At 59.4% G+C, this 21,687-nt stretch carries 23 protein-coding genes; all 23 read left to right on the top strand.

The genetic code is table 11. From position 1 onward, the window contains the following. Positions 1-373: 373 nt before the first annotated feature. The 23 genes from mobH to YQ44_RS14430 all read left to right on the top strand — a co-directional run bounded on the left by mobH (position 374) and on the right by YQ44_RS14430 (position 21,669). On the top strand, positions 374-2,032 hold the full coding sequence (gene mobH, locus YQ44_RS14535) for a MobH family relaxase (protein ID WP_198043689.1): 1,659 nt from the start codon (positions 374-376) through the stop codon (positions 2,030-2,032). 42 nt (positions 2,033-2,074) lie between these two features. After that, positions 2,075-3,949 carry a conjugative transfer system coupling protein TraD gene (gene traD / locus YQ44_RS14530; protein ID WP_232250900.1) on the top strand — a complete coding sequence of 625 codons (1,875 nt, stop codon included), beginning with the start codon at positions 2,075-2,077 and terminating at the stop codon, positions 3,947-3,949. Beyond that, complete coding sequence (locus YQ44_RS14525; RefSeq protein WP_083411860.1) at positions 3,943-4,557, top strand: DUF4400 domain-containing protein; 615 nt, start codon at positions 3,943-3,945, stop codon at positions 4,555-4,557. Before traD ends, YQ44_RS14525 begins: the two co-directional genes overlap by 7 nt. Before the next feature lie 155 nt (positions 4,558-4,712). After that, positions 4,713-5,219, top strand: a complete 507-nt coding sequence (locus YQ44_RS29005) for a hypothetical protein (RefSeq protein WP_071323998.1) — start codon at positions 4,713-4,715, stop codon at positions 5,217-5,219. Between the two features lie 153 nt (positions 5,220-5,372). Next, positions 5,373-5,933, top strand: a complete 561-nt coding sequence (locus tag YQ44_RS28310; RefSeq protein WP_198043683.1) for a lytic transglycosylase domain-containing protein — start codon at positions 5,373-5,375, stop codon at positions 5,931-5,933. 137 nt (positions 5,934-6,070) lie between these two features. Continuing rightward, a complete protein-coding gene (locus YQ44_RS14510; protein ID WP_198043682.1) occupies positions 6,071-6,640 on the top strand; it encodes an OmpA family protein in 570 nt (189 codons plus the stop codon). A gap of 171 nt (positions 6,641-6,811) precedes the next feature. Beyond that, the gene (locus YQ44_RS29550) at positions 6,812-7,192 is read left to right on the top strand and encodes a hypothetical protein (protein ID WP_232250899.1); all 381 of its coding nucleotides are present in this window, start codon (positions 6,812-6,814) and stop codon (positions 7,190-7,192) included. Between the two features lie 44 nt (positions 7,193-7,236). After that, entirely contained in the window at positions 7,237-7,536 is a 300-nt protein-coding gene (gene traL, locus YQ44_RS14500; RefSeq protein ID WP_071323995.1) for a type IV conjugative transfer system protein TraL, read from the top strand. Positions 7,537-7,552: 16 nt separating this feature from the next. Continuing rightward, positions 7,553-8,155 carry a type IV conjugative transfer system protein TraE gene (gene traE / locus YQ44_RS14495; protein ID WP_071323994.1) on the top strand — a complete coding sequence of 201 codons (603 nt, stop codon included), beginning with the start codon at positions 7,553-7,555 and terminating at the stop codon, positions 8,153-8,155. After that, positions 8,106-8,912: a type-F conjugative transfer system secretin TraK gene (locus tag YQ44_RS14490; RefSeq protein ID WP_071323993.1), complete on the top strand. Its 807-nt coding sequence runs from the start codon at positions 8,106-8,108 to the stop codon at positions 8,910-8,912. Before traE ends, YQ44_RS14490 begins: the two co-directional genes overlap by 50 nt. Positions 8,913-8,918: 6 nt before the next feature. Next, positions 8,919-10,301, top strand: coding sequence for a TrbI/VirB10 family protein (locus YQ44_RS29000; RefSeq protein WP_156894859.1), 1,383 nt, complete (start codon positions 8,919-8,921; stop codon positions 10,299-10,301). Continuing rightward, positions 10,285-11,061, top strand: coding sequence for a DsbC family protein (locus tag YQ44_RS14480; RefSeq protein WP_071323991.1), 777 nt, complete (start codon positions 10,285-10,287; stop codon positions 11,059-11,061). Before YQ44_RS29000 ends, YQ44_RS14480 begins: the two co-directional genes overlap by 17 nt. Before the next feature lie 2 nt (positions 11,062-11,063). After that, positions 11,064-11,726, top strand: a complete 663-nt coding sequence (locus YQ44_RS28300; protein ID WP_083411856.1) for a TraV family lipoprotein — start codon at positions 11,064-11,066, stop codon at positions 11,724-11,726. A gap of 26 nt (positions 11,727-11,752) precedes the next feature. Continuing rightward, entirely contained in the window at positions 11,753-14,320 is a 2,568-nt protein-coding gene (gene traC, locus YQ44_RS14475) for a type IV secretion system protein TraC (RefSeq protein WP_083411855.1), read from the top strand. A 5-nt stretch (positions 14,321-14,325) separates the two neighbouring features. Beyond that, entirely contained in the window at positions 14,326-14,670 is a 345-nt protein-coding gene (locus tag YQ44_RS14470) for a hypothetical protein (protein ID WP_232250898.1), read from the top strand. Further along, positions 14,667-15,191, top strand: coding sequence for a conjugative transfer signal peptidase TraF (traF, locus tag YQ44_RS14465; protein ID WP_071323989.1), 525 nt, complete (start codon positions 14,667-14,669; stop codon positions 15,189-15,191). Before YQ44_RS14470 ends, traF (YQ44_RS14465) begins: the two co-directional genes overlap by 4 nt. A 12-nt stretch (positions 15,192-15,203) precedes the next feature. Continuing rightward, positions 15,204-15,896, top strand: a complete 693-nt coding sequence (gene traW, locus YQ44_RS14460; RefSeq protein WP_232250897.1) for a type-F conjugative transfer system protein TraW — start codon at positions 15,204-15,206, stop codon at positions 15,894-15,896. Beyond that, positions 15,893-16,900, top strand: coding sequence for a TraU family protein (locus YQ44_RS14455; protein WP_071323988.1), 1,008 nt, complete (start codon positions 15,893-15,895; stop codon positions 16,898-16,900). The genes traW and YQ44_RS14455 overlap by 4 nt, the downstream gene beginning before the upstream one ends. Before the next feature lie 49 nt (positions 16,901-16,949). Continuing rightward, the gene (gene trbC / locus YQ44_RS14450; RefSeq protein ID WP_071323987.1) at positions 16,950-17,663 is read left to right on the top strand and encodes a type-F conjugative transfer system pilin assembly protein TrbC; all 714 of its coding nucleotides are present in this window, start codon (positions 16,950-16,952) and stop codon (positions 17,661-17,663) included. A 2-nt stretch (positions 17,664-17,665) separates the two neighbouring features. Next, a complete protein-coding gene (traN, locus tag YQ44_RS14445) occupies positions 17,666-18,979 on the top strand; it encodes a conjugal transfer protein TraN (RefSeq protein WP_071323986.1) in 1,314 nt (437 codons plus the stop codon). Continuing rightward, positions 18,973-19,386: a hypothetical protein gene (locus tag YQ44_RS14440; protein ID WP_071323985.1), complete on the top strand. Its 414-nt coding sequence runs from the start codon at positions 18,973-18,975 to the stop codon at positions 19,384-19,386. The genes traN and YQ44_RS14440 overlap by 7 nt, the downstream gene beginning before the upstream one ends. Further along, positions 19,383-20,237: a conjugal transfer protein TraF gene (gene traF, locus YQ44_RS14435; protein ID WP_083411852.1), complete on the top strand. Its 855-nt coding sequence runs from the start codon at positions 19,383-19,385 to the stop codon at positions 20,235-20,237. The genes YQ44_RS14440 and traF (YQ44_RS14435) overlap by 4 nt, the downstream gene beginning before the upstream one ends. Positions 20,238-20,247: 10 nt before the next feature. Beyond that, positions 20,248-21,669: a conjugal transfer protein TraH gene (locus YQ44_RS14430; RefSeq protein WP_071323983.1), complete on the top strand. Its 1,422-nt coding sequence runs from the start codon at positions 20,248-20,250 to the stop codon at positions 21,667-21,669. Positions 21,670-21,687: the final 18 nt, after the last annotated feature.

The raw sequence follows: 21,687 nt of genomic DNA, 5'->3' as shown, positions 1-21,687 counted from the left end.
GTTGCCTCTGTGGCTACGGTAGTGCCGACCGATATGCTCGGGTCCATTATCGCCGCTCACCTTCTTGTACATCAAGCATTGTCTGAGGAGGTCGCCTGTTGATCGGTGACCGAGCTATGTGTCGATGAATGATCGCAGTGGAGGGCCGGCTTTCATCTGGACGTAGGCCGATCTGCATAGCCATAATGCTCACCTAGCCAAGTGAGTGATCCTTATGGCCGGTGTGAATATCCTCAAGTATCTGGGGTGGCTGGGCCACCATCGTCAATGTGATCGTGGCCGTCATGCCACGCCCATCTGTCCGCAACGTTCAGTGCCCCAAACCGCTCATGCGCGTGACGGTGGGATGCGTCCCCTAAGTGTCGATGCGATCTTGGACGACAATCGGAATATCCTGGGGCGCATCAAATTGGCCTACGGAGGCGACGCGAATGCCTTTACCAAGGAAATGCTTCCGCTCATCAGGAAGTACATCGCTTACGTGAATGTGTTGCCGGCAACACAAGACAGTTTTTTTGCTCGCCCTGGAGGTTTAGTGCGCCTGGGCCTGGAGACGGCGTTCTTCGCATTACAAGCGACAGATTCGCAGATTTTCGCTGGTAGGGCGACGATTTCTACCCGTCGTCAGTTGGAGCCACGCTGGCGCTTTGCTACCTTTGTCGCGGGATTATGCGCCTACCTGTACCGCGCGCTCGACACTGTCGTCGTCAGTGATGCGCATGGAACGGTTTGGCAGCCATACCTGAACCCGCTCGAAGAATGGATCCACATCCACAAGGTTGATGGTCTGTTCGTCAGGTGGGGGGAGGCCAGGCAGGGGTGTCGCTCGCTTTCGTTGTTCGCGCTACCGATGATCCTACCGCCAGATACGTTGGCCTACCTGGCGCACGACGGCTCGATGATCGTCGCCCACATGCTTGCCGCGATCAGTGGTGAGGTGAGATATCAAGATCGTAATGTCATTGACCACCTCGTCAATCGAGCATCGACTTTGGTGATACACCGGGACTTGCGCGATGCCGATGCGCCGGCAGGCCAGGCACGGGCGCGCGCATACCTTGCCAGGTTTCTGCTCAATGCGATGCGTGAATTAGTTCAGTCTCATCAGGGGTGGGTGCCAAATTCTGACCGATCCCGCATGTGGTTTGGACGGGACGGTCTGTTTCTGGTGTGGCCGAATGGCATAAGCGACATACTCACCTTGCTGGAAGACGAGGGATTGTATGGTTTGCCGGCCTCGCCAGTGGATGCCATGGAAATTCTGAGCGCTGCCGGGATCATCCTGCCAAGAAGTGCGGAGGAGGGTGTTTGGTCAATCCGGCCACCTGGCGCCGCAGCACCCTTGGAGGCGTTAAAATTAGTGACGCCAGCCTGCGTCCTTACTGTGTTACACCCGCCACCGGTGGCGCTGGACACGGATATGGCTCTCGATTACTCTCATGAGGAGGGGAAAACCACCGAGCGTGACACCAAGCTTCGGCAGGCGAGGGCGACACCACCCGAGGCTCAGGGGGAGCGCGTTGCCTCACCCACGCCTCCGGATGCGAGCGATCGTCAACTGCCGCTGCCATCCATCGCGCCGATCCCCGTAGCTGGAGAGAACAGCAGTATCGAACCACCAGCAGGTGCTCACCAACGAAAGGCTAAGAAGGTCAAACATACTGAGCCCATCCAGCGGACAGGGGGAAAGTACGCTTTGCGTGCACCGATTCGCCTGAGTCCTGGCATTGCCAAGATACTGCAGGCGGTCGTCCGGTCTCTTAATGATAGGTCCTTGCCGCCGGCATGTTACCCCATGGCGTCCGGCCTGTTTGTCCCCTTGGACGCTTTCGTGCTGCGACAGGTGGATGCGAAGATGGCGCTACGCGCGCTTGCCGATGCCGACATGCTGGTTGCAGGGCCGGCAGGATCCGAGCCTGTTGAGCATCACAAATTACATGGCAAGGTGGTGGCCGGTATAGTCATCGCACGCCAATTCGTCGAGGGCATGGATGGAGCAGGGGACGCACCAATCCATTCGAACGCAGGTTGACCATGTTGCTGCGACAGTACGAAATGCCATGGCGTGGTCCCGTTGAGGGGGCTGCCGCCCTGGTATGGATGCTCGCCGCCGCCATTTTTTACTTTTCTCATACCTGATCATTTGCCACCGCGTGCGGGCTTTCCGCTCATTTTTATTTCACTCCTCATCGCCTTGATTCGCTGCCGGCAAGCCCTGCGTGTTGTGCGTATTCGTGCCGCGCTATCTGGCCGTGCCATGGAAATGGTTTCTGTCTCCCGGCTGGCGACATGGACCGGCGATCCTGAACAGGTCGTATTCGGCCTGGGCTTCATCTGGCTGCCACTGCACTCTCAGCGGCTTTACGAGCTGATCAAGATCGATTATCGCGCGATGACCATTTCACCTTGGCTCATACGCGCTTTGGGGTACCAGCCCAATCCACAATCCGACGCAGAGATTGGCTTGCCCTGGATTCATGGCGTCGAGTCGCGGGAACGTTTGTTGATGCGGCCGCTGCAGAACTTTGAAGGGGGAACCTTGGTGGTCGGAACCACGCAGTCCGGCAAAGGGGTATGCCTTGGCTGGTTGATTTTTCAAGCCATCCGACGGGGTGATGTCGTCATTATTATTGACCCAAAAAATTCACGTCGTCTCAAGAAACTGGTCATGAAGGCCTGCCAACTGTATCGTGAGCCAGACAGTTTTCTGTGGTTTCATCCCGCCTTTCCGGAAATGGGTGTCCGTCTCGACTTTACGTTCAACTGGCAAAAGCCTACCGAAGTCGCTTCCCGTATTCAGTCAATCATGCCACCAGACACAGCCGGAACGTTCAGCGCATTTGGTTGGGACGCGGTGAATGTGGTCGTGCAAGGGATGGTGCAACTAGAGAAACGTCCGAATCTGGCAAAACTGAAACAGTATATTGAGGGCGGCGTTGAGCCGATCCTGGAGCAGGCACTCGAGCGTTTTTACGAGGAGCTCCTTGGCATGCAGTGGCGTAACACACCCGAGATGGTGCGCCTGCTCGACAGAGCGGGGAGGGGCCAGATCAAGTCGCCAACGCCAGCCGCTAGCCAGGAGCTATTGGCGTATGTGACTTATTACGATCATCATGTACATGAAGCTCGGCGTGATCCTGTGGTCAGTTCACAGGTCCGGGTGTTTCAGCATAACCGCGAACATTATCAGAAAATAACGGCCAATCTTTTACCGATCTTGTCCATGCTGACCTCCGGGGACCTGGGAAAAAGCCTGTCTCCGGACCCGTTTGATGCGGATGATCAGCGTCCGATCATGAATCTGGAAAAGATTGAGCGCGCGGGACATGTACTGCTGCTGTGTCTGGACTCGTTACCGGATCCTTCTGTGGCAACGGCCATCGGCGCCATGGCGCTGGCCGACCTGGCGGCCCGCTCCGGTATTCGCTACAACCTGGGAGGAGAGCGGCGCATTTCCCTGTTTGTGGATGAGCTGTCGAACGTCATTAATCAACCGTTGATCGAAATACTGAACAAAGGTGCCGAGGGCGGGCTGTATACAACGGCTGCCATGCAGACGATTGCCGACCTGGCGAAACGCCTTGGCAGCCAGGAGGCGGCACGCATGGCATTGGGGAACCTGAATAACCTCATCGCGTTCCGCACCAAAGATCAGCCTACTCAGGAGTTCATCAATGAAACTCTGGGGCAGACCACCATCCATAGTATGAAAGTGGGGCATAACACGGCCAGAGACGGCCACTTCACGGATTTCACGGCGGTCGATTCGACCCAATTGAGCGAGGAGGTCAACGAATTAGTCCCGCCATCGCTTCTGGGTAAGTTGCCCAATTTGCAGTTCTTCGCCTCTGTGTCTGGCGGACATGTCTACAAGGGGCGGTTTACGCTGATCGACCCCGGCGCGGACGATATCTGTTTTGAAGACAAGGATTCGGGGGAGACATGCTGATTCGTTTGATGGCTATCGTCTCGCTGAGCGTGCTGCTGATTCTGGTGTTGTACCTGCCCTCAGCCTTTCGACCACAGCGATTTGTCGCGCAGATCCGCGCCGAGCATATCGCCAGTGCGGATTACTGGGGGAGTCCGTATGCAGGGCGCGTGCTGGGGCGATTGTTTGAGTATCAAGCTGGATTGGCCGCTCAACCGGTATCGATTAACGTCCACGATGTGCCGGTGGATCCGGTAACACAACCTGTCGCCAATAGCCTTGGGCGGCTACATTCACAGCTGTTCCAGAGCAGCTATTTTCGCTCACTCGATACGTTGACCATGCTGGCGCTGTATCGACTGGCAAGTCTCGCGCAGTGGTGGTCGACGTTTGCGGTGCTCATGACGGCCTTCGTCGTGGATGCAGTGGTGCGCCGGAAAATTAAACGCCTGGAATTCGCCAAGCCGCACCCGGAGTGGTTCGCTGCAGCGATGGGAGCGGCGATCTTGCTCATTTGTCTGTTGGCAGTAGTGTGTGTGCTGCCTGTTCAACTGTCCCCGCTTCTGTTGCCCGCGATGTTGGGTGGGGTGGCGTGGCTGGCAGGGCAAATAGCGGTGCACTATGCGTGAGCGGACAAGTAGCGGCTCCGCAGCTATCGCTATTCACCGACAGGGTCGTGACTTAATCCAAATAGCCCTTAAAAAGCGCGACTTTTTGGACAAACATTGGTGTTGCGATGCGCTAGCATGATGTCGTACGCAGTCATTTTTGATTTCGAATCGCCATGAATACTGAATCTCGTTCGATGCCGTCTTCATCCTCTGCTCACACGGCCGCTACGCATCGTTCTGCTGTCCCATCCTCGCGGTGTGACGAAACGATCGGTACCCTGGTCTGGATGGAGGAATTTCATCAGCTTGACCAGCTGTTCAACCATCAGCACAATTATTCACCAAAAATGCGGCATCCCGATCTAATTAGTGCTTGCATTGCAAGAGTCTTTGCACAGCCGGAACCGGCGAAGCATATTTTTTCATTTTTGCATACACGGATGGTGTTGCGCGACCAATGCATGCCACGACGACAGGAGGAAATCTGGCGCGCCCAGTATGTATTGTTGCTGGCGCTGCAGAAGTCAGAAATGAACCGGCATCCCCATCCTCGATTCGACTTAGGACAGTTTACGACCGCGTGTATCTCCCTGGCCCTGCAGGAAGACGAGGCCCAAGTAAAAATATTTGAACAGGCCCGGCGCAATATCGCCGAGCGAGCAATATCTCATCTGCCATAAGGGGCAGATTGCAAGGCATATCGCAAACGGATATGCGACCCGAAGTGACCTTGCCAGGCTGATGCCAGGCTTACCCGATGTACACCCTTGATGGTCTGGCGCGTCCGCGCGCCGGGTGGACTAACGTTTTCGGGTTTATGCCTGCTCCTTGCCATGGAACGACATCTTTCATGCTTCATAGCGATTCTCGTTGTTTGTCCGGGTCCCGTCTGGGCTTGCTGGGATCAAGCCGCCGTGCGCCACCATGTGCCGGCACCGCTGCTCTATGCGATTGCTCAAGCGGAATCGTCACTGGATCCGAACGCAGTCAATCGCCGCCATCTGCGCCAAACCGGTACCGTGGATATCGGATACATGGGCGTTAATTCCAATCCACGGGTCTTGCGCAATCTGGGTGTGACGCAGCAAGAACTGCTTGAACCCTGTAAAAACATTCTTGCTGGCTCCCGAATTCTCGTGGAAAAGCTGCAAAGGTACGGCAATACCTGGGAGGCGATCGGTGCATACAACGCCTCGTGTACCAAACTGGATGCGGCCCAATGCCAGGCGACGCGCACCCGCTACGCCTGGCGCGTATACGGCTTTCTTACCCATACCAAGCCGCCGGCAATACGCCGCGCTACGCCGCAGGACAAGTACCGGACTCAGAAAAATGCGCGTGCTGAGTCGGTCGCCCCAACGCAGCCAACGCTGGTGGCAGTGGGGCTGACATGAGACGCGCTATTGCTCATGCCACTTTAGCCGCCACAGCAATGGCTGCAGCCAGCTTGCTGATGGCCTCCTGCGAAAATGTGTATACCCAGCCACAACCTGAAGGACTGTCTTCCCGCGCTGCCGCGCCTGGGTCCCACATGCAGCACATCACTCAGCTTCACTACGGTAGGCATGCACGCTACGGCCTGTGTATTGATCCAGCTTGCCCTATGCGTACGCCCAAGACGCTGGCAAGCCGGGATGCGCACATTGAAGAGATGCCGCACACCTCGATCGCGGCAGCCACCACCCAGCGGACACTGGTTGGGACATCGGTGGAAACCGGTACAGCGAACGAACATGATTTGTCCGATGTCACCGAACTTGCGGTGTACTTTGCGCCGGGCTCTTCCCGTCTCGATAGCAAGGCCCTACTCGTTCTGCAGCAATTTCTCACGCTGGTGCAGCCAGCGTCCCGTATTCGTATTGCCGGCAGAACAGACAACACTGGAACGCCGGCCCTGAACGATGCCATCGCATACCAGCGCGCGGCCAGGGTCGAGCGCTATCTGCGCCGCCATCTGCACGTGCCTGCAGTTCAGTTTGAGGTGGGAAGCAGCGGCGCCTGTTGTTATGCCGCCGCCAATGTGACCGAAACGGGCCGCCAGAACAACCGGAGGGTGGAGCTCAGCCTCACCGTCGACGCGCCCCGGCAGGTGCAGAGATGAGGAGCGAAGCACACCTGATCAATCTGACTTCGGCATGGGTAGCGTGCCGGCCGGGCAAGATCGCGTGGCAATGCCCCGTCCGTGGTCCCCCTATGCCGCCATGCCGCATCACCTAGCCGCCCGTACAGACAGTTTTAGACGATTTTCTTCACTATCACGATTGGAATGCACATGAACACCCTGCAATACGTCACAGTTCTCCCTTTTAAACAACACGGCAAGCGGCCACTCGGCCTACGCGTCTCCACTACGGCCAAGGTCCTGGCACTGCTGACCCTGATCACCCTGGGCCTGCTCGCCGCTATTCCCGCCACCGCCATCGACCTCGTCGCGTTCACCGGCATCACCGGCCCGCTGACGTCAGCACTGACGCAATTGGCTGCACTGGCCCCCGGCGTTAAAGCACTGGTCGGCTTCATCGGCTTCGTGGTGGCCCTGATCTCGCTGACCGCCCTGCGTAATTTCGGTCCGGTGCTGTTCTACATCGGCATGGCGATTTTCGGCGCGGTCGGGCTGGTCATTGGTGGCGCCATCATGGGCGCCACGATCTGAACCAGGTTGGCGCGGACACCGCACTTTGAGAAAAGGAGGACACCATGGAAGCCGACACCTATATTCCGCGGCGGCTAGACGACCAATGGAAGATTGGCCTATGGGACTTTGATGTCGCCTTTCCGTTCCTCCTTTCCATCTTTGTCGGCTATCTGGCCAGTAGCAAACTCGGATTTTTCCTCGCGGTCTGCGCCGGCGTCGCCGTGTCGCGCTGGCTCAGCCGCAAAAAAGCGGACAAGCATCCGGCCTTTGTCCTGCACTGGGCGTACTGGTACTTGCCTGTCAGTCCGCTGACGTCCATGCGCTCAACACCGCCCTCGCATATCCGCAAGATGGTCGGATAGCGCCAAGGAGACCACCGTGAAACTGGAAACTTTTCAGGATGACCTGGGCGCACTGCGGCGCCGCGTGTTCGATCAGCGCCTGGCCATCGGCATCCTGTCCGTTTGCCTGGTGCTGGCGCTGACCATCATTTTCCGCATCGCCGGCCCTCAACGAACTACGGTCGTACCGCCGAATATCACCAAGACATTCTGGATCGAGGACGACAAAGCCAGTAACGAATACCTGGTCCAGATGGCCAGCTATGTCGCCTATCTGATCCTGGACGTCACGCCGAAGTCGATCGACTGGAAAAAAGACACGCTGCTCGGCTGGTGCCTGCCGGAGAACGCCGGCAGCATCAAGACACGCCAGGATCTGGAGGCGGCAAGACTGAAGAGGCTCAATGCGAGCACCTACTTCCAGATGCAGCAGCTGGTACCTGACGAAGAAACGCAATCGGTCACGATGACCGGCTACCTCAAAACCCAGGTGAACGGGGCCAATACCTCCGACAACCTCAAGACCTACCGTGCGGACTTCATCTTCCGCAGTGGGCGCGTGCATTTGAAAGATTTTAAGGAGTTGAAAGATGGAAAATCGGATACTGCCACTAGCGTGGCTGCTGCTGGGGCTCGTTGAGCTCCCCGCTTGGGCCGTACAGACCAGAGAGGTCAAGGACGGCGCCACCATCGAGGCGGTCATCGCCGCACATGAACCGACGCGTATCCGCATCGAGGGCGGCAAGATCATCGATGTCGTAGGCAACATCTACTCGAGTAGCAACTGTGCTCCCAAACCTACTGACGCCAGCCCGCCCGTAGCGCCAGGCGCCGTCACTGCCGTCAATCCCGGCGGCCAGCTGTCGCTTGCCTGCGACCTGGCCAAAGGCGAAATCTATATTCAGCCGGTGGGCACTGCTGCCAAGCCGATCAACCTGTTTATTTCTTCCGCCACGGCCACTTACACCTTGCGCCTGAACCGCGCGGAGGTCCCCGCAGACACCATTGTGATCTCAGACGAGTCGGCCAGACGCCAGGTCAAGGCAGCCAATGCCAGTGGCGCGGCGCCGGCGAGGTCGGCCACATACATCCGCTCCCTGAAATCGATGTTGATGTTCATGGCTTCCGAGCAGGTGCCTGACGACGTCCGGATGGAAGAGCGCGACGAAATCCGCCTGCTGTGGGCGGAAGCAGAAATGAAGCTCATCCGCCAGTTTGAGGGCCGTGGCTTCATCGGCGAGACCTATGCACTGAGCAACATCAGCGGTGCGCCGCTGGTGCTCGCAGAACAGGAATTTGACCGCGACGATGGCGATGTCCTGGCCGTTGCCATCGACAACCTCAACTTGCGTCCGAACGAGAGCACGCGGGTCTACGTCATTCGGGCAGGGGAGTGAACCGCCATGCGCATCATGCAAACATTGAAATCCTTCACGGCACGGTTGTCGCCCAGGCAGCAGCAGTACCTGGTCGCCGCCAGTATCGTGACAGCCTGCATTGGCGTCCTGTGGGCGGTATTGGCCTATTCTGAGTCCGGCAGTCCCGCCCGGCAGCTTCCCAAGTCGACCGACAAACGCGCCACCGTCAATGTGGATGGTGCCGGCATGATGGTGCCGGGCCAGATCTCGCCAGAGGATCAATGGGTCGGCAATGCCGGCAAGAAGCTGGCCCAATATGACAATGACAAGGAAGCGCAAGAAAAAATCAACAGCGATCGCAAGGCCGTCGAAGCAGCCTTGCTCAAGCGCCTGGCGGATCTGGAAGCAAAAACGGCCGCCACGGCAGAACAAGCGCCGCCACCTGCGCTGCCCGCACCCGTTACGTCGCCCATTCCCCAGCCATCGGCGCGGGCTCCGTTGCAGTACCCTCCCGGCACGCCACTAGGTGGCACCGCGCCGCCAGGACCACCAGCCACTGACGTAGCCAGTGGCAACACCGGCGTACTGCGGCCAAACGAGACACCGGAGACGCTCGCCCCCATGATCCGCGTGTCCCTGGGCGTCGCGACAGACTCCAGCGGGAACACCGGGGCGGCCAAGGAGGCCGGGGCCAATGCGGTGAAGCCGGCAAACACGCTGGACGACTTCCTCCCAGTGAGCATCCTGCCGGGAGAGCTGCTCGGTGGGATCGATGCGCCGACGGGCGGCCAGGCCCAAAGCAATCCGCTGCCGGCACTCATTAAGATTTCAGCCGCTGCCATCCTGCCGAACCAGTTCCGCGCGGACGTGAAGGAATGCTTTGTGGTTGCCTCCGGCTATGGCGACATCAGTTCCGAACGCGCGTACCTGCGCACGGATGTGCTCTCCTGCGTCCGCTACGACCGCTCGGTGGTCGAGGTCAAGATCGAAGGCAACATCTTTGGGGAAGATGGCAACTTGGGGCTGCGCGGCACGCTCGTCTCCAAACAGGGGCAGCTGCTAGCCAACAGTCTGCGCGCAGGCATCGTCAGCGGCATCGGCCAGGGTTTTGCACAAGGCAACAGCTCATTTACGACCTCGCCGTTTGGCACCCTGTCGACGACGACCGGCGGCACTGGCGATCAATTCCGCCGCGGCATTGGCAGTGGTATGGGGAGCGCGCTCAACAACCTGGCCAACTATTACATCCGGCTGGCCGAACAGACGTTTCCGGTCGTCGAGGTACATGCGGGCCGCAAAGTGGATGTGGTGCTGACCCGTGGCGTACGCATTCCGGCGCGCCCCATGTCACGCAGCGACGCTGACCAGCAGGATCAGCTCGGCCTTGCCGAGCGCACGATGGAGGTTCCCAATGACGAAGCTGACTAGACTGGGCCTCGCCGCACTTGCCTGCGCGGCCACCTTTGTCTCCCACGCCAGTACGGCCGAGGACACACTGCTCGCCGCGCTCAAGCAAGCCTATCCCGGCACGGCCTTTGATACGGTCACGGCGACGCCGATCCCCCACGTTTTCGAGGTGTGGATGGGAGAGAACGTCGGCTTCGTCGCCGATACGCGCCCTGACTACATGATCTTCGGCCGCCTGGTCGACCTGCGTGCCATGCGCGACCTGACCGCGCCGAAACTGCAGCAGCGGAGCAACGCCGCCAGCCCGGCAGCGGCGACGGCAGCGGCGACCGATGTACGCCAACTGCCGTTGGCCGATGCGATCGTCACCACGCAGGGCAAGGGCGAACGCGTCCTGTATCTCTTCACTGATCCACATTGTCCGTATTGCCGCCAGCTCGAATCTGAACTGGTGAATATCCCCAACCTGCGCATTTACAACTTCATGGTGCCATTCCAGGACCAGGCTTTACCTATGCGCATCTGGTGTGCTGCCGACCGCCTGGCTGCCTGGCGCAGTGCCGTCAGCGGCGCGCTGGACGGGCAGGGCGCACCAGCCCAATGCGCCCATCCGCTCGACCGCAACCTGGCCCTGGCAAGCAAGTTGGGCGTGCAGGGCACGCCGACTCTCTTTTTTACTGACGGCACACAGGAAACCGGCTTTATCAATGCCGCCGCGATCGAGGCCCATCTGGCGCAAGCCGCCTCCAGCCGCCAAGCCAGCAAGAATCCCAAGGAGTAATCATGCAGCTGATTCCATCTAATTCACTCCGCGTCAACAACCTGTCCGCCGCAGCGGTTTGCCTGACGCTTCTTGCCGGGTGCGGTGACATGACGGGCCTGGGCGGCAAGTCCGAGTATGCCTGCAAGGCGCCGGAAGGCGTGCAGTGCAACTCCGTATCCGGTAATTACTACAACTCGTTACCATCGGGCGGTGGCGCGGCGACCAAAGGGGTTTCCATAAAAGGAACGCCGCGTGCAGCCCCGCGCAGCATGTACACGATGCTAAAAGCTGCCTCCAGCGCCAGTTCCATGCAGGGACAGCCTGCATTCGAGCCCGCCGAGTTGCGCTCTCCGCCGCGCGTCATGCGGCTGTGGATCAAGCCGTGGGAGGACAGCGACCATGATCTCCACGATCAGTCCTTTGTCTACCTGCAGACAGACCCAGGCCGGTGGCAGATTGCCCATGCGCAGCGGCAGATCCGTGACGCCTATGCGCCCCTGAAACCGCCCGCACCTCAGCAGGCGTCATCTCCGGGTACAGCGTCTCCCTCCGGACAGGCCAACTCCGGCACCGAAACACGGCCAATCTCGCCGCCAGCGGGAGCGTTGACCGAGCCTCCCATCGGGGCCGCTACGACAGCTCCAGAAGGCGCGCCGTCTCAAGCGCCGGCAACAACCCCCTAGCGATGTTGAATGCAGAAAGGACAAATATGCTCAAGTTTTTTACCCCCGAACAAGCTGGCGAAGGGATCAGCGCTGGCATCTGGGATCTGTTTGGATTAAGCCGAGGCGAGGAATTTTCCAAGGATCAATTTGCCAGCTGGCTACCGTACGGTCCCTATGTCGACAGCGAGCAGCTGTTCATCAACCGCCATCACCGGCTCGGTTTCATGCTCGAACTCATGCCGCAGGCCGGCGCCGATGAGCGCATGGTGGAAGTGCTGCAAAGCCTGTATACCAACTGTCCCGCCAACACAGGTGTGCAATTTCACCTGTTGGGCTCGCCGGACATCCGTGCCCCGCTGATCCAATATGCCAACATGCGCATGGAGGACGAGGATCAATATGAAAACTCGCAGCAGTGGGGCCGGCCGGCCCGGAATAGCAACCTGTACCGCCAGCTGGCACGCCAGCGCGTGCAGCATCTGCTGGCCGGGAGCCAAAAATCCCTGACCAAGGGATTTCATTTTACGCTGCGCGACTTTCGACTGATGATGAGCGTCACGACGGATGGACGCGCCGATGATATCGGCAAGCGCGAAGCAGCCATCAGTTTGCGCGACTCGATGGCAAGCACCCTTGACGCCGCTTCTTTTCCCAGCAATGTATGCGATGCGGCTGACCTAATCAACTGGTGCGCACTGTTTACCAATCCGCACCGGCTCGCAGACGGTTTCACCCCATGGATTCACTACGATGAGGGTAGGGAATTGCGGGATCAGATTGTGGACTTCGATACCGTCCAGGAGCCGACCAACGAAGGCATCCGGTTTTCGAAGCCAGGCAAGCCGCAGCACGTGGAAGCACGCTTCTTCTCCATTAAATCATTTCCTGGACGTTTCCCGCTCTGGCAGATGGGTGCGCTCATCGGCCACTCCATGCAACCGGCACTGCAGTACCGTGCGCCGTTCCTGCTCACCATGGGCGTGCACATCCTCGATACGAACACGACGCGGACGTTGATCACGGCAAACCATATCCGCGCGACACAGAACGCCGGCAGCAAGATGGCCGCCATCATGCCGGACGTGCAGAAGAAGCAGGAAGACTGGAATGCAGTTGCCAACGCCATGGATGTCGGCGGCAACCTCGTCTCGATGTACCACCAGCTGGCCATTTTCTCGCCGCCCGCCGAGGCGACGGCAGCAGCAGAAGCGGCCAAGGCCATCTGGCGTGCCAGCGGCTTTGAACTCAATGCCGATGTGTACATGCACCGCCAGGCGCTGCTGGCGAGCTTGCCCATGACCCTGACACCCGCATTCCACAATGACATGAAGAAGATGAAGCGCGTGACGCGCAAATCCATGGCAAACGCCATCCATCTCGCGCCCCTGCTGGCGGAATGGCGAGGAACCGACACGCCAACGCTCATCTTCGCCGGCCGCCGTGGCCAGCTCGTGACGCTGGACCTGTATGACAACGACCTGGGCAACTACAATTTTGCCGTCGTCGGCGCCCCAGGATCCGGCAAGTCCGTCACCCTCAACGAGATAGCCTGGTCATACCGTTCCGGCGGTGCACAAGTGCGCCTGCTTGATCTCGGGCGCTCATTTGAGAAGCTGTGCAAGAAAGCCAATGGCACGCATGTCGAGTTTAGTGCTCGCTCGAAGATCATATTGAACCCGTTTACGGCGGTCAATGACATTCACGAAGACATCGATATGCTGTTGCCCGCCCTGGCGAAGATGTGTTCCATGAGTCAGCAATTGCAAGAAGTGCAATATAAGGCCATTTCAACGGTCCTGCTGAAGCTATGGAAGTCGTACGGCAATGATCTGACGATCACCGCATTGCGCGACGAATTCAAGACCGGGAGTATTGCTGAACTCGAAATTAATGGCGATGACCGTATCCGCGATCTTGCCATCATGCTCAATCCGTACTCGAAAGGCGGGCAATACGAACGATTCTTCGAGGGCAAGAATAACGTCGATTTCTCGAATGACTTCGTGGTGATCGAAAACGAAGAACTCAAACGCAAGCCCGACCTGCATGCCGTCGTCAATATCCTGTTGATGTACCAGATCACCGGCGAGATGTACCTGAACCGTGATCGCAAGAAGCTCCTGATCATCGATGAACTCAAGCAACAGCTTGGAGAGATCGGGGCGGACGACCCCGTCAAGGCCGCCGTGGTGGAAGAAGCAGCCCGGCGTGCGCGCAAATACGGTGGCGCGCTAGGCACCGCGACGCAGGGGGCCGATGACTATTACGGTTCGGTGCAAATGACAGCCGCTTTCAACTGCTCCGACTGGGTTTTCCTGCTGCGGCAAAAACCGGAGTCGATTGAAATCCTGGAAAGCAACAAGCGCATCGTCATGGATGCGGCCAAAAAGCGGCTACTTAAATCGCTACGCACCGAGGCCGGCGCCTTCGCGGAAATGTATGTCTCGTCGCCGATCGGCGAAGGCGTTGTACGCCTGGTCATTGATCCAGCCACGCAGCTGCTGTTCTCTAATAAGCTCGACGATAACAAGCCGATTGATGCCTTGCGTGCCCAGGGCTACTCCATCGACGAGGCCATCGCCCGGGTACTGGCCGACAGGGGACTCCAATGAGAATCATGCTGATCAATATCTTCGTATCGGCCTGCTTCGTGGCGATCGGTATTGCGGCATATGACCGCCTGGTGCTGCGGCCGATGCTGGTCATCGGAGTCGTCGATGCGGCGAACGTCTTCAATGCAAAGCAGGAACAGGTCTTTAAAGCCATGGCGAGCAGCCGTACCGACATAGAACGACGACAGGCGATATCTGACGCTGAACGATTCGTCCCCCGTTTTGCTGCTGCGTTGGCGCAATTGCCGCAAGAGTGCGCATGCCTGGTGGTCGACAAAACGGCGGTGATCGGCAGCCGCACAACGCTGATCGATCTCACCCCATTGCTCAGAAAAAAGGTGAAACTGTGACCCGCGATTTTTTTAGGCATGCGCGCAGACGCTGGTATTTGTACCTGGTGCTGCTTGTGATCTGGACACTCGCCTATGTGCGTCTGTTTATCGATGCCACGCCGCGTTTGCCTATTCTGTTTAACGTGACACCCAGCTTGCCCTACTTGGTCGCAGTGGTCGACTACCGGGCGAAGGGCATCCGTCGCGGTGATTATGTGGTCTATGCATTCGAAGGGGCGGCGGACCGCATCTTCCCCGGCCTGCACCACCAGCCGTTCTTCAAGATCGTGCGCGGCGTGGCCGGCGACACAGTGACCGTCCGGGATCGCCACGTGTTCGTCAATGGTGAGGAGGTCGGTTTTGCCAAGACCCATACCAACGTCAAACATCTTCGGCTCGATCCCATCGCCGAGATGGTGATTCCGCCATCGTATTTTTATGTGCAAGGCACCAGCCCGGACAGCTTCGATTCACGCTACAGCATCAATGGCCTGGTACGCGCCGACGCGGTCCTGGGCGTCGTCATTCCGATCTTTTGACGCGAGGAGAAAATGATGGCATTGCTTGAACCCACACCTGCGACATGGGGCTTTCACAGCCTGCCATGCGGTGAGCCGGCCGTGCGCGCCTTGTCGATCCTGTTGCTGGCCAGTAGCCTCACGGGAGCACGGGCAAAGGCCGAGGAACTGGCCGCGATCGGGCCGACGTATTCGCTTGCCGAGCAAAACTTGCTCGAGATGATCGCCCAGCGCCTGCGTGCGCTGGAAGAGAGCGGCCAGCTTCACGCACTGCAGGAGCTGGCGATCGCCAAAGGCAGGGCGGCCGTGGCCAACCCGGCGCCGGTGGCAGGTTTGACGCCGGCGAAGGCACCACGAACCGTCTATGTTGATCCCACCTATGTGCTCGACAAGAACATCCTCGATGCACAGGGTCGCGTCCTGTTCCCCGCAGGCACCCGTACCAACCCGCTCGCGATCACGTCCATGTCGAGAAAACTGCTGTTTTTTGACGCGCGCGATCCGGCACAGGCAAGGATGGCGCGCAGCCTGCTCCAGCGCGATGGCGCGCGGATCAGGCCGGTACTCGTCGGCGGCTCCTATCTGGAGCTGATGAAACAGTGGAAAACGCGGATCTACTTCGATCAGCAGGGCCGATTAGTAGGGCGCTTTGGCATCCAGCATGTTCCGGCCTTGGTGTACCAGGAAGGCATGCGCCTTCGCATTGATGAAATGGTGGCGAAATGAATCCATTCAAACAAACCGCTGCAGTGCTCTTGCTTCTCCTCGGCGCAAGCCACGCAGAGGCGGCGCCGGTCGGAACCTGCACTGGCGCCTTCCCGAACCCGATCACGGATATTTGCTGGTCATGCATCCTGCCGATCTCGCTGGGCAGTGTCACTGTGGGCAACCTGGGTGGCCAGGAAGACAGCGCCAATCCGTCCAGTCCGATTTGTTCGTGCAAAGTCAATCCGGTGATCGGCCTGTCCATCGGCTTTTGGGAACCCGTGCGCCACGTGGAAGTGGTGCGCAAACCGTTCTGCCTGGTGTCCCTCGGTGGCATCGATCTCAATCCGGGCATCCCTGCGCCAGAAGCCGCCCGGGCCACGGACGCAGGCGGCGCCCAGGACGCCTTCTACCAAGCCCACTTCTACGTGAATCCGGTCATGTACTGGCTCAAGGCGGTCGCCGATTTCCCCTGCCTGGAAGCCGGTTCTTTCGATATCGCGTACATGACCGAAGTCGACCCGTTATGGGGTGACGACGAGCTGACACTCATTATCAATCCAGAAACGGTTCTCTTTGCCAATCCCGGCGCCGTCGCCGCCTGCGCTGCGGACTGCGTGGCCGCCACGGCGGGATTTGGCCGTCCGGAATTATTCTGGTGCGCCGGCTGCCAGGGAGGTCTTTTCCCGCTCGATGGCCACGCGGCCTACCACGTGGGCGGGGTGCGCACCGCCGAACTGATGATGCAGCGCCTTACCGCCAAGATGCATCGAGAACTGCTGACATGGGGCATGCATGGCCAGAAAGGGCTGTGCGGTCCGTACTTCCTGCCGGAAATGGACAAGACGGCCTACAAATCCCAGCTGACGTATCCGATTCCGGCCACCGACAAGGAACTGGGCAAATGCTGCCAGCCTTTTGGCCGCACCACCATCGCCTGGGGAGCGGGCAAGGAATACCCCGTCAAGGGCGAAGATTTTGCGTTTATGTTGTTTCGAAAAAGGAACTGCTGTGTTGGCTACTAATCCAATCCAAGTGCCCCCAGTGGGCGTCAGGCCTGCTGCGCTGCGTGCCATGGCAGGGCTCGTTTCTCTGTTCCTGGCCCAGGCCGTGGCGGCGCAGGCGATACCAACGATTACCGACGCGGACATCGAACGCGCCAAAAAGCTGCAGCCGGTCATCACCGAGCAGGATATCGCGCGCGCCATGCACACCCATCCCATGCCGCAAGACCCGCCGCCAGGGCCTACTTCCACTACGCCACGGATGCGGATCGACGTCTTGCCGCAGCCTCGCGCAACGCCACCCGTCGATCTGGGCGCCATGGCCAAAGGCTACGAAGCGGCATCTAACCCGATCTCGCTTGCCGCGTTGAATGGCGACCGGCTGCTGGTCTTTGTGACCTTCGCTATGCCGGAAGCTGCGCTGTACAAGCTGGCAATGCAAGCCGCACAGCTGCAGGCGACCCTGTTACTACGGGGCCTGGACGACGGATCACTGGTCAAAACCGTGGTGCATGTCCAAAAAATCATGGGCGAGCGCAAGGTGGCATGGCAAATCGATCCGCAGGCATTTGACCGCTTTGCCGTACGCCAGGCACCGACCTTCGTTTTACTCAGTGCCGGCGCACCCGCCCAGGCCTGCGGGGCAGGGAGTTGTTTCGCACCGGATGCCTATGTCCGCGTCGCCGGCGACGTCTCGCTTGAATACGCGCTTAAAACCATCCAGCAACGCGCACCGCGCTTCGCCGACAGCGCCGGCCGCTTCCTGGACAAGATGGGGAAATAGTCATGCGCCGCCTGATCGCCTTGACGACCGCCTGCTGCTTGAGCAGCATGCAGCCTGCCATTGTCCTGGCGCAAGTCAACCAGGATCTGGCCGGCGCCACGGCTGCCAACCAGGCCGCCCGGGCCAGCGTCACCACCCAGAGCGCCACTGCCCACGTGCCCGGCTATACCCTGTCGCCACCCGAAACCGTCTACCACGGCAAGAGTAACCTCAAAAGCGATGCCAGTACCCACCTGGCGGCCTGCGCCCTGACACCCGGCGACCCGGCCTGCGCGGCGCAAGTGGGCGCCCTGAACTCGGCCAACACGCCGCGCCCGCCCGTGCTGGCCACCGATCCGAGTATCGCCGCCGCGCAAGCGATCGCCCGCGATCCCTTGAGTGCCGAGACGACGCTGGCCGCGTACACCACCGGCTGCCCCGCTGGCGCTACTTGTGCGCCAAAAACGTTCTGTCTCGGTACGCAATGTTTCAGTACGAGTTATACGAATGACGTCGATTTTGCGCAGGTCATGACTTATATGGAGGCCGTGCGCGAGGCCGGCGTCTATCTCGATCCGAAGACGATGACTTTGTTTAATGGCGAGGGTAATACCTGCCGCAACCGGCTCCTCAAAAACTGCTGCTATACCGATGGCGCCGGGGCCCACTTTACTAACCAGTCCCTGTTTGGCATCGGCTCGCGCCTGGTATTCGACATCCTGATGAACAGTGGCAACCGCGAGTTCATTACGCAAGGCGCCAAGGCACTGCTGACCAGTGGCGGTTTCAGCGGCAGTTATACGACGTTTGGTGTGACGGTGGCCGTCAATGGCACGGCGCTGCCAGCGGGATCGGTCACGCTGGCGACTACCGAACACCTGGCGATCGCGTTCAATCCCTGGAGCCTGGCGATGACTGCGGTGATGTACATCGCGGTCTCGATGATGTCGTGCAACGCCGGCGAGGGCAAGCTGGCGATGAAGGAGGGCGCCCAGCTATGTCACACCATCGGCACCTGGTGCAGCTCCTGCATCCGCGTATTAGGGAAATGCGTGGCGTGCATCGAGCACACGACCTCCAAATGCTGTTTTAACTCGCGCCTGGCCAGGATGATCAACGAACAGGGGAGGGCGCAGCTGGGCATAGGGTGGGGCGCGCCAAAAAATCCTGCCTGTTCCGGCTTTAGCGTGGATCAATTGCAAAGCATCGACTTCGCAAAACTGGATCTGACCGAATTCTATGCCTCGATCGTGCCGACGCTGCCCAACTTGGCGGCAATCAAGGACGCTGCCGGCCAGCGCGCGCCAAGCTGTTATCTGGGGAGAGGGAAATGCTGAATCGAACCACGACGTGCAAGGTTTTGCTTGCCCTTTGCTCCGCCATGCTCGGCGCCGCAACCAGTGCGGCTCCGGAAGCCACACCCCGCGTGGCGGTGAACGATCCGAAAGTACTGATGTTGGCGGCCATCGATGCACCCGACGGCCGTGCAGCCGGCAAGCTGACGGGAGAACTGGCGGACGCGATCACCCGGCGCTTCTCTGCCACCTCTGCGCTCTTCATGGAGGTCACGACACTGGCCCGCTACGCCCAGGATGGCTGCCGCCGGCTCAACGTCCGATTTTGGCAGGAAGGCGTCAGGCTCGCGGCAGGGCAGGCACCAAACAAACAAACGATCGATATCGGCATCAATTATTGCCGCAATGGCCAGCCGCCCGCCAATCTGCGTCGGGAGGAAACGCGATGAGAAGGTACGACTACTGCCTGGTAGTGCTGCTCGCCTGCGGCGCAGTACACGCCCAGGTTCCCGCCAGTGTCCCTGCAATAGGCCGCGCTGCTGGCGCGCAAGCCGAAGTGCGGCGCGGCTGGCATTTCTATGACGACCCGGCAGTAAATGAACCGCAGAGGGCCTCAGTACCGCCTGCGCCCGTCGCGCCGATCAAACCCACCGGGCCGCAGGCACCGCCTGAAGTCAAGGCGCTGCGTGAGCTGCAGGTGCAGCTGGAACAGCTCAAGGCCGTCGCCGTTATGCATCCAACTATCTCCAATGTGCGCCGCTACATGGAACTCGAATCGAAGGTCCTCAGGAATGCCTCGCTGTTCGCCGACCTGTCGCAGAAAGTGGCGTGGGCCAATCCGGACCTGGACCCCACCACGCAGGGCCGCCCCGTGAATGCCCAGGCGCTGGAGGTATTTGAGCAGGTGCAAATGCAGGAGAGATCTTCCGCCCTCGCCAACATCGGGAGCGACCACATCCTGATGTTCTTCTTCCGTGGCGATTGCCCGTACTGCCATGCCTATGGGCCGGTATTGCGTGCATTCTCCACGAAATACCGTATCCAGGTGCTGCCAGTCAGCCTGGATGGCGGCGCTGTGCCGGGTTTTACCAATGCCCGCACCGACAACGGTACCGCCGCCACGCTCAACGTCAAGCAAGTTCCGGCGCTGTTTTTGGCACAGCCCATCACCGGCAAGATCATGCCGGTCGGTTTTGGTGTGCTGTCGGAAGGCCAGTTGGTGGAACGGATCGATGCCCTGCGGCCGCGCGCCGCAGAAGCCGTCGAAGCGCCGCTGACACCACATTACTCATCTCGTTAAGGAGCTCATCATGCCTATGCGCAAACTCATCATCGCACTATCCCTGTCCACCGGCACCCTGTGCACCCATCCGGCCTTCGCCGGTGACTTGAATGCCGAAGTCAACAAGATGTTCAACGACCTCGGCGCCATCGGCAACTACTCGGCGCCGGGCGCCTTCCGTGGCCAGGTCTACAACACCTATAGCGGCGGCAGCCTGATGCTGCGCGCGCCGAACAAGACGTATCAACTCATGGCCATCAACTACCCGACGGCCAAAGCTGGCTGCGGCGGCATCGATCTTTTCGGTGGCTCGTTTTCCTACATTTCAGCGGCCGAATTCAAGAATATGCTCAAGAACGTTACCTCTGCGCTGCCTGGCGTGGCGTTTCAACTCGCGCTCGAATCGGTGTCCCCGATGCTCGGCGGTATCACCAAGTGGACCAAAAACCTCGAGTCCATGATGACGAATGCGCAAATCAATTCCTGCAATACCGCCAAATCCCTGGTCTCGTCGGCCGCCGAGGCCACGGGGTTCAGCTCCAGCAAGGCCTGCGAGGACATCGCCGTCTCGCTGGGCCTCGAATCGGACTATGCCGCCGCAGCCGTCCGCTGCAAATCCGACAAAGGTTCTATTCTCGATACGGCGCGCAAATCTTCCGATCCCCTGGTCAAAAACAAGGCCCCGTTCGTCGGCAACCTCACCTGGGAATCGCTTAAGCTCGCCGGCAACTACCTGGACGACAAGGAGCGGGAAATGATCATGAGCATGGTCGGGACCGTTATTTTCTATTCGGAAGGACGAGACCCGAATCCGATCGCACCGACCTTCACATCGATCTCCCAGCTGCTCTATGGCCAGTCGGATGCCGGGAGCGGCAACGTCCACCAAACGGTCCTGCGCTGCAACAACTACACCAACTGCGACCAGGTCACCATCGACCCCGAGTACGTCCACACCCCGTTTACAGTCAAGGTCGAAAAGCTGATGCGCTCGATCGCCTACAAAATCGAGACGCGCACACCGATTCCCAACATGTCGCCGGAGGTCGGTTTTGTGAACCAGACCAGTGAGCCTGTCTACCGCATGCTGTCGATCGGCGCATCGTTTCCTTCTGCCACAGCCAATGAGCAGCTGATTGCCACCTATCGGGATGTGATTGCCGCGGATTACGCCTACATGTTTCTGGAGAAGAACCTGCGGTTGGGGATGCAAGCCCTGGAGAAAGATTTTACTTTAGACATGAAACAGCAGGGGAGAGCCCAAGAAATCCGGCTGCGCGCCAAGGACATGCTGGCCCAATTGTCCCGCGAAAAGACCCTCGTGTACCAGAAGGTGAACTCCCTCACGGAGGTGTCCAACGACCTGGAACACCTGGAACGGCATATTCGCGCCAATATTCCGCAGCATGTGCTTGATATGTTAGGTCGCCGGGCAGCCTACATGCACTGATGACCGGAAAACGAGGAG

It is taken from the genome of Janthinobacterium sp. 1_2014MBL_MicDiv (genome assembly GCF_001865675.1).
Taxonomy (GTDB): Bacteria; Pseudomonadota; Gammaproteobacteria; order Burkholderiales; family Burkholderiaceae_D; genus Janthinobacterium.
This window is presented reverse-complemented; position numbering and strand designations above follow the sequence as displayed.